The sequence below is a fragment of the Odoribacter sp. N15.MGS-14 genome (genome assembly GCF_000980245.1).
Taxonomy (GTDB): domain Bacteria; phylum Bacteroidota; class Bacteroidia; order Bacteroidales; family Marinifilaceae; genus Odoribacter; species Odoribacter splanchnicus.
In genome coordinates this window covers 1-18,048 of sequence record NZ_LARE01000069.1, presented here as the reverse complement: position 1 = coordinate 18,048, position 18,048 = coordinate 1, and the positions used below count along the sequence as shown (strand labels likewise).

Below are 18,048 nucleotides of genomic sequence, written 5' to 3'. Positions count from 1 at the left end.
AATGCGTTTGGCTGTGCGTCAGGAACCGATGGTATTTGAAGTGACGGACGGCAAGAAATCGTTGGCTTTCAATAAAAGAGTTAGCTACGATACCCTGAAAATTCATACCAATATGGATTGGAAAGTAGAAATTGCCGATACGACAGGTTGGTTACAAGTTGCAGATACCGTGGGTTCGGGAGATTCCGAACTGGTTTTTATAACTACGGATAATAGCCAGAAAAAAGAAAGATCGACAACCGTTCGTTTGAAATACGGCGTACGTACAATGAAATTAACCGCTTCCCAGAATGGAGGGATCCGGGCAGACGGAAATGTCCAAAAACACCAGGGAGAACGTGAACTCACAAACGGCTTTAACCTGATTTTTCTGGGAGATGGCTTTACGTCCGATGATCTGATTGCAGAAACGGGAGTATTCGACCTGGCGGTAGAAGAAGCTTGTGAGGCCTTATTTGCTGTCGAACCCTATAAAACTTACAAGGAATATTTCAATGTTTGGTCAGTGGCTTGCGAATCACAAGAGCGCGGGGCCGGAACTTCCGAGTCAGGAAATACAGCATTATTCAGTTACTTTAACGAAGATAACCGCATCATCGGAAATAATACAACGGCTTTCAGTTATGCAAGCAAAATATTGGGAATGAATGACGCCATACTGCAAACGAATTCCGTCGTCATTGTATTGGTCAATGACGAACGTTATGGAGGCTCGACTTATTGGTTCGGCGACCCGACTGATAGAAATGATACTGATTACAGGACAATCAGTTATGTCCCTTTGAACAGAGATATTCAATTACCGGGAGGATTCACCAACATTTTTCTGCATGAAGTCGGTGGACACGCTATCGGAAAACTGGGAGACGAATGGTCTACCGAACAGTTGTTTACTACTGAAGATAAAACTTTAATAACTTATTATAAAAATTACAGGTTATATTGTTATAATGTAGGACTACCAACAAGTGAAAGGCTGATAACTTCTTATCCGGAGATGAGTTGGCAGTTTTTCCGATATGTCAGTGGAAGCACAGCTCGTTACAGCGAAGTGTTGAAGCCTGCTGACGGAGGCTATGGATGTGTCAGTGATATTGCTAACAAGGCATTTGTTTCTCATTGTGAAGAAGAGAGTTGTATGATAAACAACGTACCTTATTTCAATGTTGCTTCGCGATATGCTATCGTACAATGGCTTTTGTTCCGTCTCAACGTATATGAATACACCCCTCAAGGCATGACCGGATTGGTTAATTACTTTTTCGAACATGACCAATATGAACTACCGGCCGACTATACCGTATCGGACAGACCACCCCTTCCGATGCCGGCTCAGGTAAAATAAGAAATAGAGCTTCAAGCCGAATAAAACATCAGATCCTGTCATAACTTACCGTTTAGCCGGAACATTATGGCAGGATATCTTTTTTAGAAATCTGCATAATCATAACTAACAGTACCAGATTTCGCAGTCGATTTTTTAAATAACGGAAAGCATTTTTCTTATGGGTTTTGACAGTAAGCACAGACAGATTCAGCAGTTGGGCTATTTCCTGATTTTTCTTACCCTCTAAAGATAAAAGAATGACCTCCTGGCTACGTTGCGGCAATTCACCGATGGCTGCGTACAATTCCCGCAATATTTCTTCCTCTTGCACTGAAAAATCGGGTAGTTTTTGTTCATAAAGCACATGTGCCATGTATTTTTCTTCGACTGCCCGGTGTTTCCAGTAATCTGCACAACGGTTCGAGACGGCTTCGTACAAATAAGCTTTAAATCCGTTGATAGAATTGTATTGTTTGTTACTTTCCCAGATATTGATAAAGATTTCCTGCACGATATCTTCAGCCACCTTGTGGTTTTCCACTCTGCGTTCCGCAAAAAGGACAAGGTAACTATAAAATTGCTGAAAGAGTTTATGATAAGCTTGTTCGTCTTTCAAGTTAAAGCGCTGCAAAAAATCTTTCTGTTCGCTCACAGTGTCTTCCGTCGTTTTACCGAACAAAATAAAGGATTAATAATAGATTTTCCAATTTATATTCCAAATTCTTTTGAAAAACTGTGTCAGCAAAGTCCATACTTTATTCTTTTTCTCCGGCTGACACAGTTCAAATTACAATCAATGTCCAGGGACACCTTCTCTTATGGCTGCGTTTTCTTAAACTCTTTGAATACCCGCTTTATCTCATCGACATAGTCCAGTTTTTCCCAGGTAAAAAGTTCCACTTCTTTCTCAACTGTAGGCCAATAATTCGAAGTGAACACTTTTTTCACTATTTCAGGTTTGCGTCCCATGTGCCCATAACTGGCAGTCTCCTGATAAATCGGATTACATAATTTCAAGCGTTCTTCGATAGCCCTCGGACGAAGGTCGAAAATCTCGTTGACTTTCCCGGCAATCTCTGCATCCGTTAAGCTGACTTTCGAAGTACCGTAAGTATTCACATACACTCCTACAGGACGGGCAACGCCGATCGCATAGGAAATCTGGATCAGGATCTCGTCGGCTATCCCCGCTGCTACCATATTTTTAGCGATATGACGGGCAGCATAGGCAGCAGACCGATCGACTTTCGAAGGGTCTTTTCCGGAGAAAGCTCCCCCACCGTGGGCTCCTTTCCCCCCGTAGGTATCGACAATAATTTTACGCCCTGTCAGCCCTGTATCTCCATGAGGACCTCCGATCACAAATTTACCGGTCGGGTTGACAAAAAGAATGACATTTTTATCGAATAAAGCCTGTACCCGTTTTGGCAACAGGGCCTTTACCCGGGGCAGCAGAATATCGACGATATCTTTTCTGATCCATTCCACCATAGCCTCGTCGGCTTTCAGCTGGGCTTCCGGCGTTTCGTTGGCCGGCTTGATGAAATCGTCATGCTGGGTAGAAATGACAATCGTATGTATACGGACCGGTTTCCCTTCATCACCGTATTCAATGGTCACCTGTGATTTCGAATCGGGACGCAGATATTGCATCAACTGACCCTCTTTCCGGATTTGAGCCAATTCTTTCAGTAAAAGATGGGCTAATTCCAGGGACAACGGCATATAATTATCGGTCTCGTTACAGGCATAACCGAACATCATCCCCTGATCACCGGCTCCCTGTTCCATCGGATCTTCACGCACCACTCCCCGGTTGATATCCGGCGATTGTTCGTGGATCGCAGAAAATACCCCGCAACTATTTCCGTCGAACATATACTCACTCTTGGTGTAGCCGATCTCATTGATCACCTCACGGGCCACTTGCTGCACGTCTACATAAGTCTTTGTTTTAATCTCGCCTGCAATGACAGTTTGTCCGGTTGTCACCAAAGTTTCACAGGCTACTTTTGCTTCCGGGTCGAACGCCAGAATCCGGTCGAGCACTGCATCCGAAATCTGATCGGCAACCTTATCAGGATGCCCTTCCGATACAGACTCTGAAGTAAATAAATATCCCATAATTTAATTGAAAATTGAAAATTGAAAATTGAAAATGTACTATACGCAATCAATATCCAATCGGTTAATTATATTACGGGAAAGGCAATGGATGGTTGAATTCAGAAGTATATGCATTTTAGCAATTTTTTTCTGTGGTTGCAATCAGCCAAATCTTTCCACAATGACGGGACAAAGATAGGAAGGAAAAAGGTAAAAGTAAAAAGTTAAAGGTTAAAAAAAAGCAGAAAGAGGAAAAGCGCATCATTCGGGTTTTATTATTAATTTTGCGGCCTATATTCAAAGTATCGTTATGGCATTCTTATATAATATTGGAATTCAGGCATATCATCTGGCTATACAATTGGCAGCTCCTTTCAATGAAAAAGCAGCCCTTTTACGTAAAGGCAGAAAAGAAGTCTGGAAAAAAGCAGCCGGTATACAACGGGGAGAAGGTCGTTTGGTGTGGTTTCATGCCGCTTCTTTGGGCGAATTCGAACAAGGCCGCCCGGTAATCGAAGCCTTGAAGGCCGCAGAACCGGCAACCCAAATCCTGCTTACCTTTTTTTCACCCTCAGGTTATGAAATCCGCAAAAATTATACCGGTGCAGATTACATCCTTTATCTGCCGGGAGATACGCGACGCAATGCGGTCCGCCTGATTGAAAAATTCCGTCCGGATGCAGCGGTCTTTATCAAATATGAATTCTGGTTCCACTACCTGAACGAACTGAACAAACGAAACATCCCGGTATATCTCATCTCAGCCATTTTCCGTCCCAACCAGCCTTTTTTTAAAAGTTGGGGAAAACTCCACCGGCGGATGCTGGGATGCTTCAAAGAATTGTTCGTGCAGGACGGGCAATCGGTGGAATTACTGAAATCCATTGGCATAAAAAATGTCAGACTGACAGGAGATACCCGTTTCGACCGGGTAAAACAGATCGCGGAAAATGCAAAACAAATCGTCAAAGTAGAGCAATTCTGTGACGGCCGCCCCGCCATCGTCTGCGGCAGCACCTGGCCACCCGATGAAGAAATTCTCCTGGAATATATCAACTGCCATCCGGACGGTTATAAATGGATTATCGTCCCTCACGAAATCGGGGAAAATCACATCAAAGCGATTCTGGACAAATGCAGGAAGAAGGTAGCCCGCTACACCTCGGAAAATACCGATTTGGCCGATAAGGAGGTATTGATTATCGATTGTATCGGTCTGCTTTCATCGATCTACCGGTATGGGAAGATCGCTTATATCGGCGGAGGTTTCGGGGTCGGTATCCACAATACCCTTGAAGCTGCCGTGTATGGAATACCGGTAATTTTCGGACCCAAATATCAAAAATTCAACGAAGCGGTCAGCCTGATCCGGGAAGGCGGAGCTTTCAGCATTTCCAACGGGGCAGAACTTTCGGAGATCCTGGACAGCCTGATTCAGCATCCGGCAATTGCAGAAACCGCCGGACAAAAGGCATTGGAATATGTGAACAGCCAACTGGGTGCGACAGCAGTAATCAGTGAAGCACTAAGCACTACAATTTAGAGAGGACACGATCAAAAGGAGGATATAAAATCCCTTTTTCGGTAATGATTGCCGTAATCAATTCATGACGGGTCACATCGAAAGCAGGATTATACACCTTTATTTCCGGAGGTGCCATCCGTCGGGTATACCATTTTTCTGTGATTTCACCGGCTTGCCGTTCTTCAATGGGAATATGTGCCCCATCCGGACATTTTAGATCAACTGTAGAAGTCGGTCCAAGTACGTAAAAAGGAATTCCATAATATTTAGCCAAAACAGCAACTCCGGAAGTACCTATTTTATTAGCAACATCTCCATTAGCCGCTATCCGGTCGCATCCTACCAAAACAGCCTGCACCTTTCCCTGTCCCATCACACAGGAAGCCATATTATCACAGATCAAAGTGACATCGACTCCTGCTTTCTGAAGTTCAAAGGCAGTCAAACGTGCCCCCTGTAACAATGGACGGGTTTCATCTGCATACACTTTAAAATGATAACCACGCTCCTGCCCCAAATAAACAGGAGCCAAAGCCGTACCATATGCAGAAACTGCGAGATGTCCGGCATTACAATGAGTCAGCAGCCCCATTCCCGGTTGTAAAACACTTAATCCCCATTCCCCGATACTCCGGCAAGCAGCCGCATCCTCTGCCCGGATAGCTTCCGCCTCCTGCTGCAATTTTATTTTTATTGTATCAACCTGCTGATCCTGCAACGACAAAACACATTTTTCCATCCGGTCCAAAGCCATAAATAAATTTACAGCAGTAGGACGTGAAGAAGCCAGGTATTTTTTTACCTCCGTAAATTTTTGAAAAAAAACGGAAAAAGACTGTTCCCCGAATTGTTGTGCACAAACCGCCATGCCATAGGCAGCAGCAACCCCGATCGCCGGGGCCCCCCTCACCTTCAGGTGATAAATGGCTTCCCAAATCTCCTCCGGAGTATATAAGCGGAGATATGCTTCCCGGTTGGGCAATTGCGTCTGGTCGAGAATAATTACAGCCGGCTCTTCCCAATCGACACTTACCGTCGTCAGGCCGGCCAAACCTTCACTTTTCATTTTTCTTGCATCCATTCGTTCAGCGTATCGAGCAAATCTTCTTTCGACACCGGATCGAAATCTTTAATCCGGCAAGCATGGCTCATATCCCCTCTTACGTATTTACGGCATTTTCCGTTTTTCTTCAAATCGACGCCGGTAGCATACCAGGGATCACTTCCGCCGTATACAAACAAAATCCGCTCGGCATCCGTCTGCAACCATTCGTTGATCGCCTTCATCTGTTTGTCATTAAAAGGCTTTTTTTCAACACCTTCAGGCATAGTGAATGAAAAGTCGATATCTTTATCGTCTTCGGGTAAGAATTTCTTGAACGGTTTTATTTTATAATCATACATCCCGATCTCGGTCAAAGCAGCATAAAAAAACGGTTGCATGCGGACGATGTACTTATCTTCAAAAAAATCAGGGGAAGACACTTTCACCAGGTATTCGAAGATCTCCTCCCAATCGGCACTTTCCTGATCGGGAATATCGGCACAATTATTCCCCCACTGCCAAAACGCAAAAGGATATTCCAGAATCATCAGCTGCAAGGCCCGTTTGGTCCCTCCCACCATCCGGTAGGTATATTTCTTTTCGGCAGCCAGTTCCTCGAGCATAGGAAGCAGCGTATCGAGATGTTCGAAACACATGGTCTGAAAATCACGGATCGTATAATGACAGGTATTCAGATCCTCCCAGTTAAAAAGCGCTTTCACCCCACTCTTCGCCGTCCCTAACCGGTTCAGGAATTTATCCAAACGGGGATCTACATACTCCAGATTCAGGGGAGCCACATACGGTACACTGATATCCACATCGGCCGGGTAAAAATAACGGTGAAATATCGTCGTCTGTCCTCCTTTGCTGATTCCGGTACTGATCCATTTCGATGCCGGATAAATTTTCTGCCTGATAGCCTGTATAATCTCGTGCTGGTCATCGGCAGCCTGCTTGATGGTCAGGTTTTCCCAGGGAATCCCTCCTTCCGGCACACTTTGATCGAAAAAACGGTGCTCTATCGTCAGCTGATTCCCTTTCAGGATATTAGCCAATTCACCTTCTTCCGACGACCAGATATTATAGCCTTCCAACTCGACGATTACCGGAGCATCCGATTGTTTATGCCCCAGCAACACCCGTTGCCGGAAAGTCCCTTTCGCGGGATCGGAATGATCGACCGGCTGCTCGAACCAGAATTGATAATACTCCTGAAAAGGCTTTACATCCAGTTTCTGAATCTCACTAATCTGTGGTATCTGTTGCAACTTTTCATAAATCCCATCTCCGGCCCATACCGCCAGGGTAAACCATACACAAACAAAAGTAGTTAAGAGTTTTCTCATAATTCAAATAATTTAAAACATCATCCAATCTCCACCCTTAGTCGGGACTTATCTCAACGGGGACAAGGTACGAAAAAAAGGCAGAAAGTAAAAAAGTAGCATGCAAAAAGTAAAAGACAAATGCTAAAAAGCGATCCGTAAAAGCAAGAAATCCATTTGCCGGCAGGCAAGAAATTGATTAGCTTTGCGACAATTATCAAAACAGTTTATAATCCAAATCCGGAACAGTCTATGAAGATATCCATAAGAACAGCTATGGCTTTGAAAACAAAAGCTTTGGCAGGAGGGTTATCCCTACTGTTTCTTTTAGGCGGATGTCATAAAAAAGTAAACTACTTTAACGGGGAGATCATAACCGTGAAAGATATTCCGGTAAGCGACACGCTGACCGGGGAACGGCTGCTGCTGGACAGTATCAACACCGGCATGCTTTCGCTCTGCGACACGACCTTATTTTTTATGGGACACAGGACTCCCGATTATCATTACTATTGTTTTAACACCGACGGACGATTTATCGCCGGTTATTTTCAGAAAGGAAGAGGTGCCGACGAATATTTCAGTATCACCCCCATTATCCAGAAATATAAGGAGAATGGCGAATGGAAAGCGTTGTTTACAGCTATAAATGAAGAGAAAGCCGGGATATTCAATATAACGAAATCCCTGCAACAACGCAAGACGGTCTGTGATACGATCTTCGATTTCCGATGGAGGGATAAATCCTCCCGTTCCTTTATGAGTGTTTTCATATATGATGAAAACAATATCCTGGCTTATAAACAAGCGGAAAGGCGCGAAAATACGAAAACCGATGTCGACCCGATACCTCAATGGTTACTGATAGACCGTCGTACCGGAAAAATCAATAAAACCTACGACTTATATTCCGTCCCCAAAGACCTTCCGGCACAACAGGCATCGGACAATCGCTTCTTCTCATCGCTGAACCTATTGAACAACGACCGTACCCGCATGGTCATGACTATGCCCCTGGTACCCCAACTCAACATACTCGATTTAGAAACAGGAATATTAAAAGGGTACCGGATCGAAAACCAACCCACACTTGAAAATCTGGCCGAACAAAGCAACGATTTGAGGCAATACTATGGCTTTCCCGAGATCGACGACCGGTTTATTTATGTTCTGTATCTCGACCGGAATTTTATGAAACGTGAGGAAAACAAAGGATGTACCTTGTATGTTTTCGATTGGGAAGGTCAGTTGGTGTACAAATTATATATCCCGGAAGGAATCGATCAAATCCAGGTAGATGCCAAAAACAGATTATTATATGGAGTTAATTTGCAAATGGAAGAGGTATATCGTTATCCGTTACCATTTTAATTCAGTCTATCGGGTCCCTGAGGCCATCGGACTTTATGAACTTTATAAATGCTAAGCGACATGAGCTATTTCACCCCCTATAAAGAACATTACAAAGCCCTCATCCGTCTGGGTATCCCCATTGTCATCGGACAAATCGGTATTGTGGTGGTAGGCCTGGCCGATAATATGATGGTGGGACAATATGCCACTCTCGACCTGGCTGCAGCTTCATTTGTCAACAGTGCCTTCAATATCCCCATTCTTTTCGGTCTGGGTTTTTCTTATGGTCTTACTCCCCTGGTCGGACAATTTTTCGGCCGTCATGACAAATATCATGTCGGTCAACTGCTACGCAACAGTCTGTTGGTAAATCTCTTCATCGGCTTGCTCCTGACCCTGGCGATGACAGTGGTATGGTTCAATATCGACCGGCTAGGACAGCCTGAAGAATTACTCCCGTTGATCCGGCCTTATTTTCTTCTCCAGCTGGCTTCCCTAGTATTCGTCATGTTATTCAATTCTTTCAAGCAATTCGCCGACGGTATTACGGATACCAAAACGCCCATGTACATCATGATCTCCGCCAATCTGGTGAATATTGCCGGAAATTATATACTGATCTACGGAAAATTCGGACTACCGGCCCTGGGTGTCGTAGGAGCAGGCATTTCCACCTTAACGGCCCGTATCCTCATGTTTGCAGCTTTCGCCGTCTTATTTTACCGCAGCCTCCGTTACCGCCGCTATCTGGTCGGTTACAAACGGGGTAAATACAATTTCACCGATATCCTCTCACTCAATAAAATGGGCTGGATGGTCGGTTTACAGATGGGACTGGAAACTGCCCTGTTCAGTATTACGGGAATTATGATCGGTTGGCTGGGAAGCATTGCCCTGGCCGCCCATCAGGTGATGGTGGCTATCTCAACTTTAGGTTTTATGATCTATTACGGAGTCGGAGCAGCGGTATCTGTACGGGTGAGTAATTATTTCGGCCGTCAGGACCTGCTCCATGTGCGCCGCACGACGATGGCAGGCTTCCATCTCATTCTTTGTCTCGCTGTCTGTGCCTGTACTGTGTTCTTATTTTCCCGGGAACTGATCGGATATCTATTCACCACCTCCGAAGAAGTCATCCGGGTCGTATCCACCCTGGTCTATATCCTGCTGGCCTACCAATTCGGGGATGCCCTTCAGATTACCTATGCCAATTCCCTCCGCGGTATCGGCGATGTGATCGCCATGGCTGTCATCTCCTTTATCGGTTACTTCCTGATCGCCATGCCCGTATGCTACATCTGCGGCTTTGTACTCGAGTGGGGCATCACAGGAATCTGGATCGGCTATCCGATAGGGCTTACCCTGACCGGAGTCATGCTTTGCGGGAGGTACTACTGGAAACTAAAAACTAAAACTCAGAGCAAAGAATTTTATTGATTTCCCGGTATCCTTTTTCCTTATCGGCAAAATGCACGGTATGGAAACCCAGTTGACGAGCCGCATCGACATTTTCCTTCAGGTCGTCGATAAAGAGCGTGTCTTCGGGGTATGCCTGAAAACGGTCGATCAGGATCCGGTAAATCTCTTTTTCGGGTTTAATCAGTTTTTCGTGAGCCGAGATGATCTGGCCCTCGAAATACCGAAAGACCTCCCGTTCTTTCAGGTAGTCATAAAATTCCAGGGACATATTGGAAAGGCAGAATAAACGGTAACCTTTACCGGCCAACTCTTTAATCAGACATTGTGTTTGGGGAATATCCCGCAACGAATGTTTGATAAATTCGACAAAATCCCAACATTCGGCATAAGGACGTCCCGAAAAAACACTCATTTCCCGAACGATATTCACCTGATCGATCGTCCCCCGGTCGTAATCGGGCCAAAATTTCCGGAAAAACCCCCTTTCAAACAGACTCACCGGCATTGCACGATCACCGGTATATTCTTCCATCAAACGTTCGGGACTCCAATCGACCACAACTCCACCCAAATCAAAAACCACATTTTTCATATACTTGTCATTTTTCAATCATACCTATTTTCGATATCTAAAGTTACAAAACTTATACCAACTTATCCGCTCACTGAAAAATCTATCCGGCAAGTGGATTAAAAATCTACAATTACCCCGACAGAGGGTAAAACCGTTCCGCCCAATTCATTTTTTATGCTGCGCATCTGATAATAACCTTCCCGGTCAGGATCTTTGCGATAGCTTCCGTCAGGATTTTCGACAGGCACCAGCTCATCGGGGCCTAAAGCTTTATAGTTATAGATATTCTGAATGTCCGCATAAAATATCAACGACCACTTTCGAAAGAAAAAACTCTTATCCACCCTGACATCCAGTTGATGGAAAGCCGGTAATCGCTGTGTATTGAAGCGCGAATAATCATAATAAGGCTGATGTTTGGCCTCCCAGGCTTCTATCCGTGCCGAAGTCTCCCGATCATAAGGCGTATAAGGCCCACCCGCCACATATCTCCATTTAAACCCCAAATCCCAACTTTTACCTATCCTACGGGTTGCTGTCAGAGAGAATATATGGCGGTTATCCCAACTACTGGGTATATAACGACGGGTATTCTGCAAATTTTCATCCAACTGTTTAAATTCGGAATAATACCAGGTATAAGCCAACGAAGCAACGACACCATAAAATTCCTGGGTTCTGAGCATCAATTCCAGCCCATAAGCTCTCCCTTCTCCGACGGGTCGAACCGCTTCGTCACCCACCGCCACATAGTCGGTACCTTTATTGGCCAAAGCAACCGAATCGGTCAGGGATACGGGATAATGATCGTAAGTCTTGTAAAAACCTTCCAGTGTAATCCGGGTAGTCGTTCCCGGACGATACTCAACTCCCAGTACATAATGATCGGCTCCGATATATCCGGTCTTATTCCGTTTATTCACCAGAATTCCCCCGGCGTCTGCAAAACCCAGCGTCGTATAGGCAGGCAACTGATAATACCGGCCGATATTGCCATTTAGCGACCAGCGTTCGTCGAATGCGTAAGAAAATGAGAAACGGGGCGATATTTGCCGGTAAAGAGCAGCTGTTTTACCGGTATAATTACATCCGTCCGCCCGGAGTCCCAGGGATAAAGCCAGCCGTTCGGAGAAAAAAGACCGGGACACCTGGCCGAAGATCGCCCATTTCCACATATTCAAAGCCCGGGAATAATACTGATCGATAGCTTCTCCCGCAGCGAACAGCCGCCGGGCCGTAGTATTGTCATAGTGGGCATATTCGATACCTGCCCCGACCTGAAGTTTAAACCCATTCGCTGCATAACGATGATGCTCGAAACGGAATTTATTTTCCGATTCTCCAGAGCGATAGTCGATTGTTTTGGGATTATGACGGTCATTGCCGGTGTATTTCTCGACCTTATTGTACAATCCACTCCGGCTTAGGACGAAAAAGTGATACCAGTTATTGCCGTAATGCTTAAAGGTCGTTCCCAAAGTATAACTCCATTGCCGGCTTTCCGGCAACCAATCGAGCAAATATTTCTGATGATCGTCGGGATTCTTCAGGTCGGTATTCAGACGGTTGATATCGTATCCGCCAATACCGAGCAAAGTCCATTCATTCCGGGCATTCAAACGGGTGACCGTCTTGAATTGCATATCATTATACACTGGAAGAAAAGGCAAACCGATGATACCGAACAACATCTTCAGATAACTTCGCCGGGCCGAAACAATAAAAGTAGTCTTTGGAGCCAACGGACCGTCCAAAGACAGGCCGTAATCGGTAGCACCGAAAGTAACCCGCGTCTTCACCCGGTCGGGATTTCCCTCGATCTGTCGAAATTCGAGCATAGAACTCATCATATTACCATAAGAAGCCGGGAAGGCACCGGAAAAGAAATTTACCTCTTTGACAAAATCGATATTCACAATACTGACTACCCCACCGGAAGCCCCCTGAGTAGCGAAATGATTTAAGATGGGCAATTCAACTCCGTCCAGATAAAACCGGTTTTCAGCAGGCCCACCACCCCGGACTACAAAATCATTCCGGAATGCAGGCGAAGACAATACCCCCGGCATGGATTGTACTACTTTGGAAATATCCCGGTTGCCTCCGGGATTTTTTTCAATCTCCGCAATTCCTATCCGCTGAATGGAAACCGGAGTTTCTACTGTTTTACGGTAAGGACTGGCTTTGACTACGACCTGTTCCAAAGTAGTCGATGCAGGTTCCAAACCGATATTTTCCGTTCTCTCTCCGGCAGTACCCAACAGAAACCCTACTGTCACCAAAGTCTGATAACCGATACTACTCACCTCCAAGCGGACAAGTCCCGGAGGAACATTTTCCAACCGGAATCTTCCCTCCTCATCCGTCGCTCCCCCCAGAGTCGTCCCATAAACTACGACATTTGCAAATGGGATCGCCTCATTGCTCGCCAAATCGAAGACTCGTCCTTTAACGACACCTTTATTTTGTGCCTGGACAGCTGGTCCGATACCCAGACAAAATAAAAATAATACGATCCAATATCTCATCTCTAAAATATCTTACTATTTATAAACTCTTCTCCCGACGGGTCGGCAAATGTACACAAACGAATCGTCATCTGACAAAAAATCCCCCATCGATTACCGGTCAATGAGGAATTTTTCAAGAAAATATGAGTATTGAACATTAAGAATATATCCTTTATACGAGCAACTTAGCAAAAAGATTCAAAAAAAATTCTACTTTTCTTTGGAGGTTATATGAAAATATCTACCTTTGCACCCGAGTTCTTTGCCCAGGTGGCGGAATTGGTAGACGCGCTGGACTCAAAATCCAGTGTCCTCAACAGACGTGCGGGTTCGATTCCCGCCCTGGGTACAAATTGAAAATCAAGGAGTTAGATGAAAATCTAACTCTTTTTTTGTAACCCATGGGACCGGGGCATGGGGTTTCTTGAGGACTGGTACTATCTTAGAAAAAGTTTACTGATCACCTATCTTACAATTTATTCCTGGAAGATTTCAGCCCTCACGCGGCTGAGGGTTTCGGGAGTCATCAACAGATAAGAAGCGATATGGCTGATAGGGGCTCTTTTGGCTGCTTCGGGAAAATCTTTTAGAAAACGTTTATAGCGTTCCTTGGCAGTTTCGAATCGCCAGGAGTCGGCTTTGTTCTGGGATACCATAAGGCCCCATTCTAAAATTTTCTTGTATAATTGAGCAATAGAGGAATAAGAAACAAACAATTCTTGCAGACCGGTATAGGGGATGTCGTACACCACGGTCGGTTCGATGGCTTCGATCATCAAGCGTGTGGGTTCTTGTCTGAACAGGCTGATGATGCAAAATACCAAATCATCTTCACACGAAAAATGTTCGGTGATATCATGCCCGTTTTTGTAGTAATACTGACGTAACATTCCCGATTCGACATAATGGAAATGGCGGGCTATCCGGCCTTCTTCGAGGAGAAGTTCTCCTTTATCGACCCGGCGACACTCCATTATAGAAGCAAGTGCTTCCTGTTCCTCCGGATGCAGAGGATAATAACGTTTGGACAGAGTTCGTGTTATAGCTAAAGCAGTTTTCATATTTACCGGGAAAAAAGTATACAAAGAAAAGAAAAAGGGTTGAAAAAAAGAGAATCGGAGCTTATAAAGTTCATCATAAAACGTAGGTATAATTTTTTCTTTCTATTCCGATTCCGGTTTTTATACCGTCAGACCGGTTCGCCTGGACCGGTCCGTTAAGGCTTTCCTTCACTGACCGGCGGAACTCGCTTCGCTCAGACACCGCCGGTCAGTGAAAGAAAAAGCTAGATGACCGACAGAAGCGACCGCGTCCCCGAACACGAATACCGAAGACGAACAAGGACCGGAATAATTCTACGTTTTAACAGTTACAGAGGTTAGAGAAGTGAAGCTTTCACCGTTGTAACTAAAAAATAGGAGAGGACATCTACCGGCTCAGTATCGGAATGGGAGAGGATCAGCAAGAAGAGCGAAGTGCAAAAGAAGGTGTCTGAAAACAAACTATTCAAAAAAGAGTAATTTCTGGTCAAAGGAGGAATTTTGGTTAAAATTTACCTTTATTTGAATAATAATCACCTTTGATTTCAAACGTTAGCACGTATTTTTGATCCGTCGAAATAAATTAATCAATCAGATATCTATGAAAAAAATCTTATTTTCTGCAATTGCTCTGGCTGTTAGTTTGGCAGGGTATGCACAATGGAAACCTGCGGGCGATAAAATAAAAACCACGTGGGCAGAGCAAATCGATCCGAATAATGTACTTCCGGAATATCCCCGACCGATCATGGAACGGAAGGAATGGAAAAACCTGAACGGCTTGTGGGAATATGCCATCCGTCCGACGGGTACTCAGCAACCGGCAGACATGGACGGTCAGATATTGGTACCATTTGCCGTAGAATCGAGCCTCTCGGGTGTGATGAAGACTTTAGGCAAAGAAAACGAATTGTGGTATAGCCGGGAATTCACCGTTCCCTCCTCCTGGAAAGGCAAAAACATACTGCTGCACTTCGGGGCTGTCGACTGGCAAGCCGATGTTTGGGTAAACGGCGTTAAAATGGGACAACACCGGGGAGGATACACCCCCTTCTCTTTCGATATTACTCCGGTTTTAGCTAAAGGGAAAAACCAGATCACGGTAAAAGTATGGGATCCGAGCGACGAAGGTTATCAACCGAGAGGAAAACAGGTGAAACACCCGGACGGTATCTGGTACACTCCGGTCAGCGGAATCTGGCAAACGGTATGGATGGAACCTGTATCCGCCAACCACATCACCCGGCTGAAAACGACACCGGATATCGATAAAAAGATCCTGACCGTAGAAGCTCATACGGCAACCGGCAATCCTTCCGCCGTTGTTTCGGTAGTAGTATCGGAGGGAGGAAAGGTCGTAGCTACGGGAAAAGCCATGCAGGGCCAGCCCGTTCAGCTGGCGATCGAGAATGCCAGATTATGGAGTCCTGAAAATCCTTTCCTTTATGATATGAAAGTGACTCTGACCGACAATGGAAAAGTGATCGACGAAGTAAACAGCTACGCTGCCATGCGGAAATATTCTATCCGCCAAGGCGCAGACGGTATTACCCGTTTACAGCTGAACAATCGGAATGTTTTCCACTTCGGTCCGCTGGATCAGGGATGGTGGCCCGACGGATTATATACCGCTCCGACCGACGAAGCCCTGGTATACGACATCAAGAAAGTAAAAGATTTCGGATATAATATGATCCGTAAGCATGTAAAGGTAGAACCGGCACGCTGGTACACCCATTGCGACAAATTAGGCGTAATCGTATGGCAGGATATGCCGAATGGCGACAGAGGACCGGAATGGCAAAGCAGACAATATTTCAAAGGAGTAGAAATGGTCCATTCCGCCGAATCGGAAGCCAATTACCGCCGGGAATGGAAAGAAATCATCGACCTGCTGTATTCCAATCCTTGTGTAGGGGTATGGGTGCCCTTCAACGAATGCTGGGGACAATTCAAAACTCCCGATATCGCAGCCTGGACAAAAGCTTATGATCCGAGTCGTCTGGTCAATCCTGCCAGCGGTGGAAATCACTACACCTGCGGAGATATTCTCGACCTGCACAATTATCCGGGGCCCGATTTATATCTCTACGATCCGATGCGGGCAACCGTATTAGGAGAATACGGCGGCATCGGATTGGTGATGAAAGACCACCTCTGGATGCCCGACAGAAACTGGGGATATGTGAAATTCAACAATCCGGAAGAAGTGACGACGGAGTATATCAAATATGCCGAACATTTACTTCAGTTGATCCCCCGGGGATTCTCTGCCGGCGTATATACCCAGATTACTGACGTCGAAGGAGAAGTCAATGGACTGATGACCTATGACAGAAAAGAAATCAAGGTAAACGAGAAAAAAATCCGGGAAATAAACCAAAAGATATGTAATTCCTTAAAATAAGAATACATACAAGATTTTAGACAGAACAGCGCGAAAGCGGTTTGTTTCTGTCGGACATCGGGAGATTTGTCAAAAAATATTTTGACAAATCTTCTTTTTTTATCTGTAAAACAAATTCCCCTCACTGCCAGTTTGATTTTTAGCATACAGACATTCTGATTTTATCGGGATGAACTCTGACCGTGAGCTAATGATGTACCTCTTTTATTTCATGAACAAGCTCCCTGGGCTGTACGGGTAATCATTTTCATTCTGATTCAGACCGCGCCCGTTTCCGAAAACCCTCACCCAATTTATTCAGATACCCTTTCAGTTCAGCCCGGTCTGTAAGTAAAGCACTTTTTTCAGCGATCACAGCTGCACGTAAAAGTTCTTCTGTTTGTCCTTTCCCCCTTAAAAAAGACAAAGAAGAAATCACCTGCCAAAGTTCCGTTTCCGGAATATATGAATATCCCTGTTCATAAGCATTCAGGATCTTAGGAATATTTCCCTCCAAACGAGCGGAAGCTATTTGTAATTTAGCATTCAAAGTCTGTCGCAGTGAAACCGGCAAATCAATCTTTTTCATTTGTCTGTCAATAACATGCAACACAGAACGCATTTCATCGGTTTCATCTGAAGCAATAAGCCCGGCAACAACCGGATACAAATACCTGGAATACACATCATAAAAATGAGCATTTACTACTTCCACACCGACAGTTCCTGTAATCTCTTTCTGATGATCCAATAAAAACTGAAAACGTTCACCAGTAATCGGAGTAATCCGGAAATCAGCATACAAAGGCCAATAATGACTGTTTTGCTTCTCTGCAATATTCAGCTTTTTCCACAATTCGTCAGCAACTTCCAATGCCGGAGGAATTTGGTTTGCACCCAACAGGGCAAGGGTATAATTGAATAACAATGAAACACTCCTATCTCCTCTCTCGTAGGCTTCCTGCAAAAATATACGGGCTGTTCGCTGATCCAATCCCTCTTTCACCCGCTGCATGAATTCTTCTGCATCACAACCACCCACTATCCGATGTTGTTCTGTTCCATCCGCGCGGAGAATCAAAAAAGTAGGATAAGCATTGATCTTCAATCGCTTCTGTAATTCCGGATAGTTTCCCATATCGTATTTGACACAGACAAAGTGAGTGTTCAGCAATTGCCCCACCTCAGAACGGGTAAAAACCTCCGTCTCTATTTTCTTACAGGGAGCACACCAGGAAGTATAAGCATCCAGAAACAGTAGTTTATGCTCCGTCTCTGCCACCTTCAAAGCTTCTTCATAGCTGAGTTCCAGAAACTTCACTTCTATCGTCTGGGCATAGAGAACAGCGGCCAGCCCCACCAAAAATAAAAACGACACTATCTTTTTCATTCTTTACAGCCTTTACACAATAACTCTCCAAAATATCGTAGAATT

Annotated in this window: 13 protein-coding genes and 1 tRNA gene; 6 read left to right on the top strand and 8 right to left on the bottom strand. The window is 44.9% G+C overall.

The window, feature by feature from the left end; translation table 11 throughout:
- A partial coding sequence (locus tag WS34_RS12350; RefSeq protein WP_046405139.1) for a M64 family metallopeptidase occupies positions 1–1,345 on the top strand: 1,345 nt, incomplete at its 5' end.
- A gap of 64 nt (positions 1,346–1,409) precedes the next feature.
- Here WS34_RS12350 and WS34_RS12345 read toward each other — a convergent pair.
- Together WS34_RS12345 and metK are read right to left on the bottom strand one after the other, a co-directional pair.
- Positions 1,410–1,979 carry an RNA polymerase sigma factor gene (locus tag WS34_RS12345; protein WP_046404678.1) on the bottom strand — a complete coding sequence of 190 codons (570 nt, stop codon included), beginning with the start codon at positions 1,977–1,979 and terminating at the stop codon, positions 1,410–1,412.
- A gap of 164 nt (positions 1,980–2,143) precedes the next feature.
- A complete protein-coding gene (metK, locus tag WS34_RS12340) occupies positions 2,144–3,451 on the bottom strand; it encodes a methionine adenosyltransferase (protein ID WP_046405137.1) in 1,308 nt (435 codons plus the stop codon).
- Between the two features lie 292 nt (positions 3,452–3,743).
- Between metK and WS34_RS12335 the strand changes: the two genes are divergently transcribed.
- Positions 3,744–4,976, top strand: coding sequence for a 3-deoxy-D-manno-octulosonic acid transferase (locus tag WS34_RS12335; RefSeq protein ID WP_046405135.1), 1,233 nt, complete (start codon positions 3,744–3,746; stop codon positions 4,974–4,976).
- Here the strand turns inward: WS34_RS12335 and mtnA are convergent.
- Together mtnA and WS34_RS12325 are read right to left on the bottom strand one after the other, a co-directional pair.
- Positions 4,966–6,024, bottom strand: coding sequence for an S-methyl-5-thioribose-1-phosphate isomerase (gene mtnA, locus WS34_RS12330; RefSeq protein ID WP_046405134.1), 1,059 nt, complete (start codon positions 6,022–6,024; stop codon positions 4,966–4,968). The two genes, WS34_RS12335 and mtnA, sit on opposite strands and share 11 nt — an antisense overlap.
- A complete protein-coding gene (locus WS34_RS12325) occupies positions 6,021–7,352 on the bottom strand; it encodes a S28 family serine protease (protein ID WP_013612403.1) in 1,332 nt (443 codons plus the stop codon). The genes mtnA and WS34_RS12325 overlap by 4 nt, the downstream gene beginning before the upstream one ends.
- A gap of 231 nt (positions 7,353–7,583) precedes the next feature.
- Between WS34_RS12325 and WS34_RS12320 the strand changes: the two genes are divergently transcribed.
- Positions 7,584–8,702: a BF3164 family lipoprotein gene (locus WS34_RS12320; RefSeq protein WP_286693758.1), complete on the top strand. Its 1,119-nt coding sequence runs from the start codon at positions 7,584–7,586 to the stop codon at positions 8,700–8,702.
- A 60-nt stretch (positions 8,703–8,762) separates the two neighbouring features.
- The gene (locus WS34_RS12315; RefSeq protein ID WP_046405131.1) at positions 8,763–10,121 is read left to right on the top strand and encodes an MATE family efflux transporter; all 1,359 of its coding nucleotides are present in this window, start codon (positions 8,763–8,765) and stop codon (positions 10,119–10,121) included.
- Here WS34_RS12315 and WS34_RS12310 read toward each other — a convergent pair.
- Together WS34_RS12310 and WS34_RS12305 are read right to left on the bottom strand one after the other, a co-directional pair.
- Positions 10,093–10,695 carry an HAD family hydrolase gene (locus tag WS34_RS12310; protein ID WP_013612406.1) on the bottom strand — a complete coding sequence of 201 codons (603 nt, stop codon included), beginning with the start codon at positions 10,693–10,695 and terminating at the stop codon, positions 10,093–10,095. The two genes, WS34_RS12315 and WS34_RS12310, sit on opposite strands and share 29 nt — an antisense overlap.
- A 98-nt stretch (positions 10,696–10,793) precedes the next feature.
- A complete protein-coding gene (locus WS34_RS12305; RefSeq protein WP_046405129.1) occupies positions 10,794–13,205 on the bottom strand; it encodes a TonB-dependent receptor in 2,412 nt (803 codons plus the stop codon).
- 246 nt (positions 13,206–13,451) lie between these two features.
- Here WS34_RS12305 and WS34_RS12300 point away from each other — a divergent pair.
- Positions 13,452–13,536 (top strand) — tRNA-Leu (locus tag WS34_RS12300).
- Positions 13,537–13,663: 127 nt separating this feature from the next.
- Here WS34_RS12300 and WS34_RS12295 read toward each other — a convergent pair.
- Positions 13,664–14,248, bottom strand: a complete 585-nt coding sequence (locus WS34_RS12295; RefSeq protein WP_046405127.1) for a Crp/Fnr family transcriptional regulator — start codon at positions 14,246–14,248, stop codon at positions 13,664–13,666.
- Positions 14,249–14,828: 580 nt separating this feature from the next.
- On the opposite strand from WS34_RS12295, the gene WS34_RS12290 reads away from it, so the two are divergent.
- The gene (locus tag WS34_RS12290; RefSeq protein ID WP_046405126.1) at positions 14,829–16,634 is read left to right on the top strand and encodes a glycoside hydrolase family 2 protein; all 1,806 of its coding nucleotides are present in this window, start codon (positions 14,829–14,831) and stop codon (positions 16,632–16,634) included.
- Positions 16,635–16,881: 247 nt separating this feature from the next.
- Here WS34_RS12290 and WS34_RS15665 read toward each other — a convergent pair whose 3' ends face one another.
- On the bottom strand, positions 16,882–18,003 hold the full coding sequence (locus WS34_RS15665) for a thioredoxin family protein (RefSeq protein ID WP_286693757.1): 1,122 nt from the start codon (positions 18,001–18,003) through the stop codon (positions 16,882–16,884).
- Between the last annotated feature and the right edge of the window lie 45 nt (positions 18,004–18,048).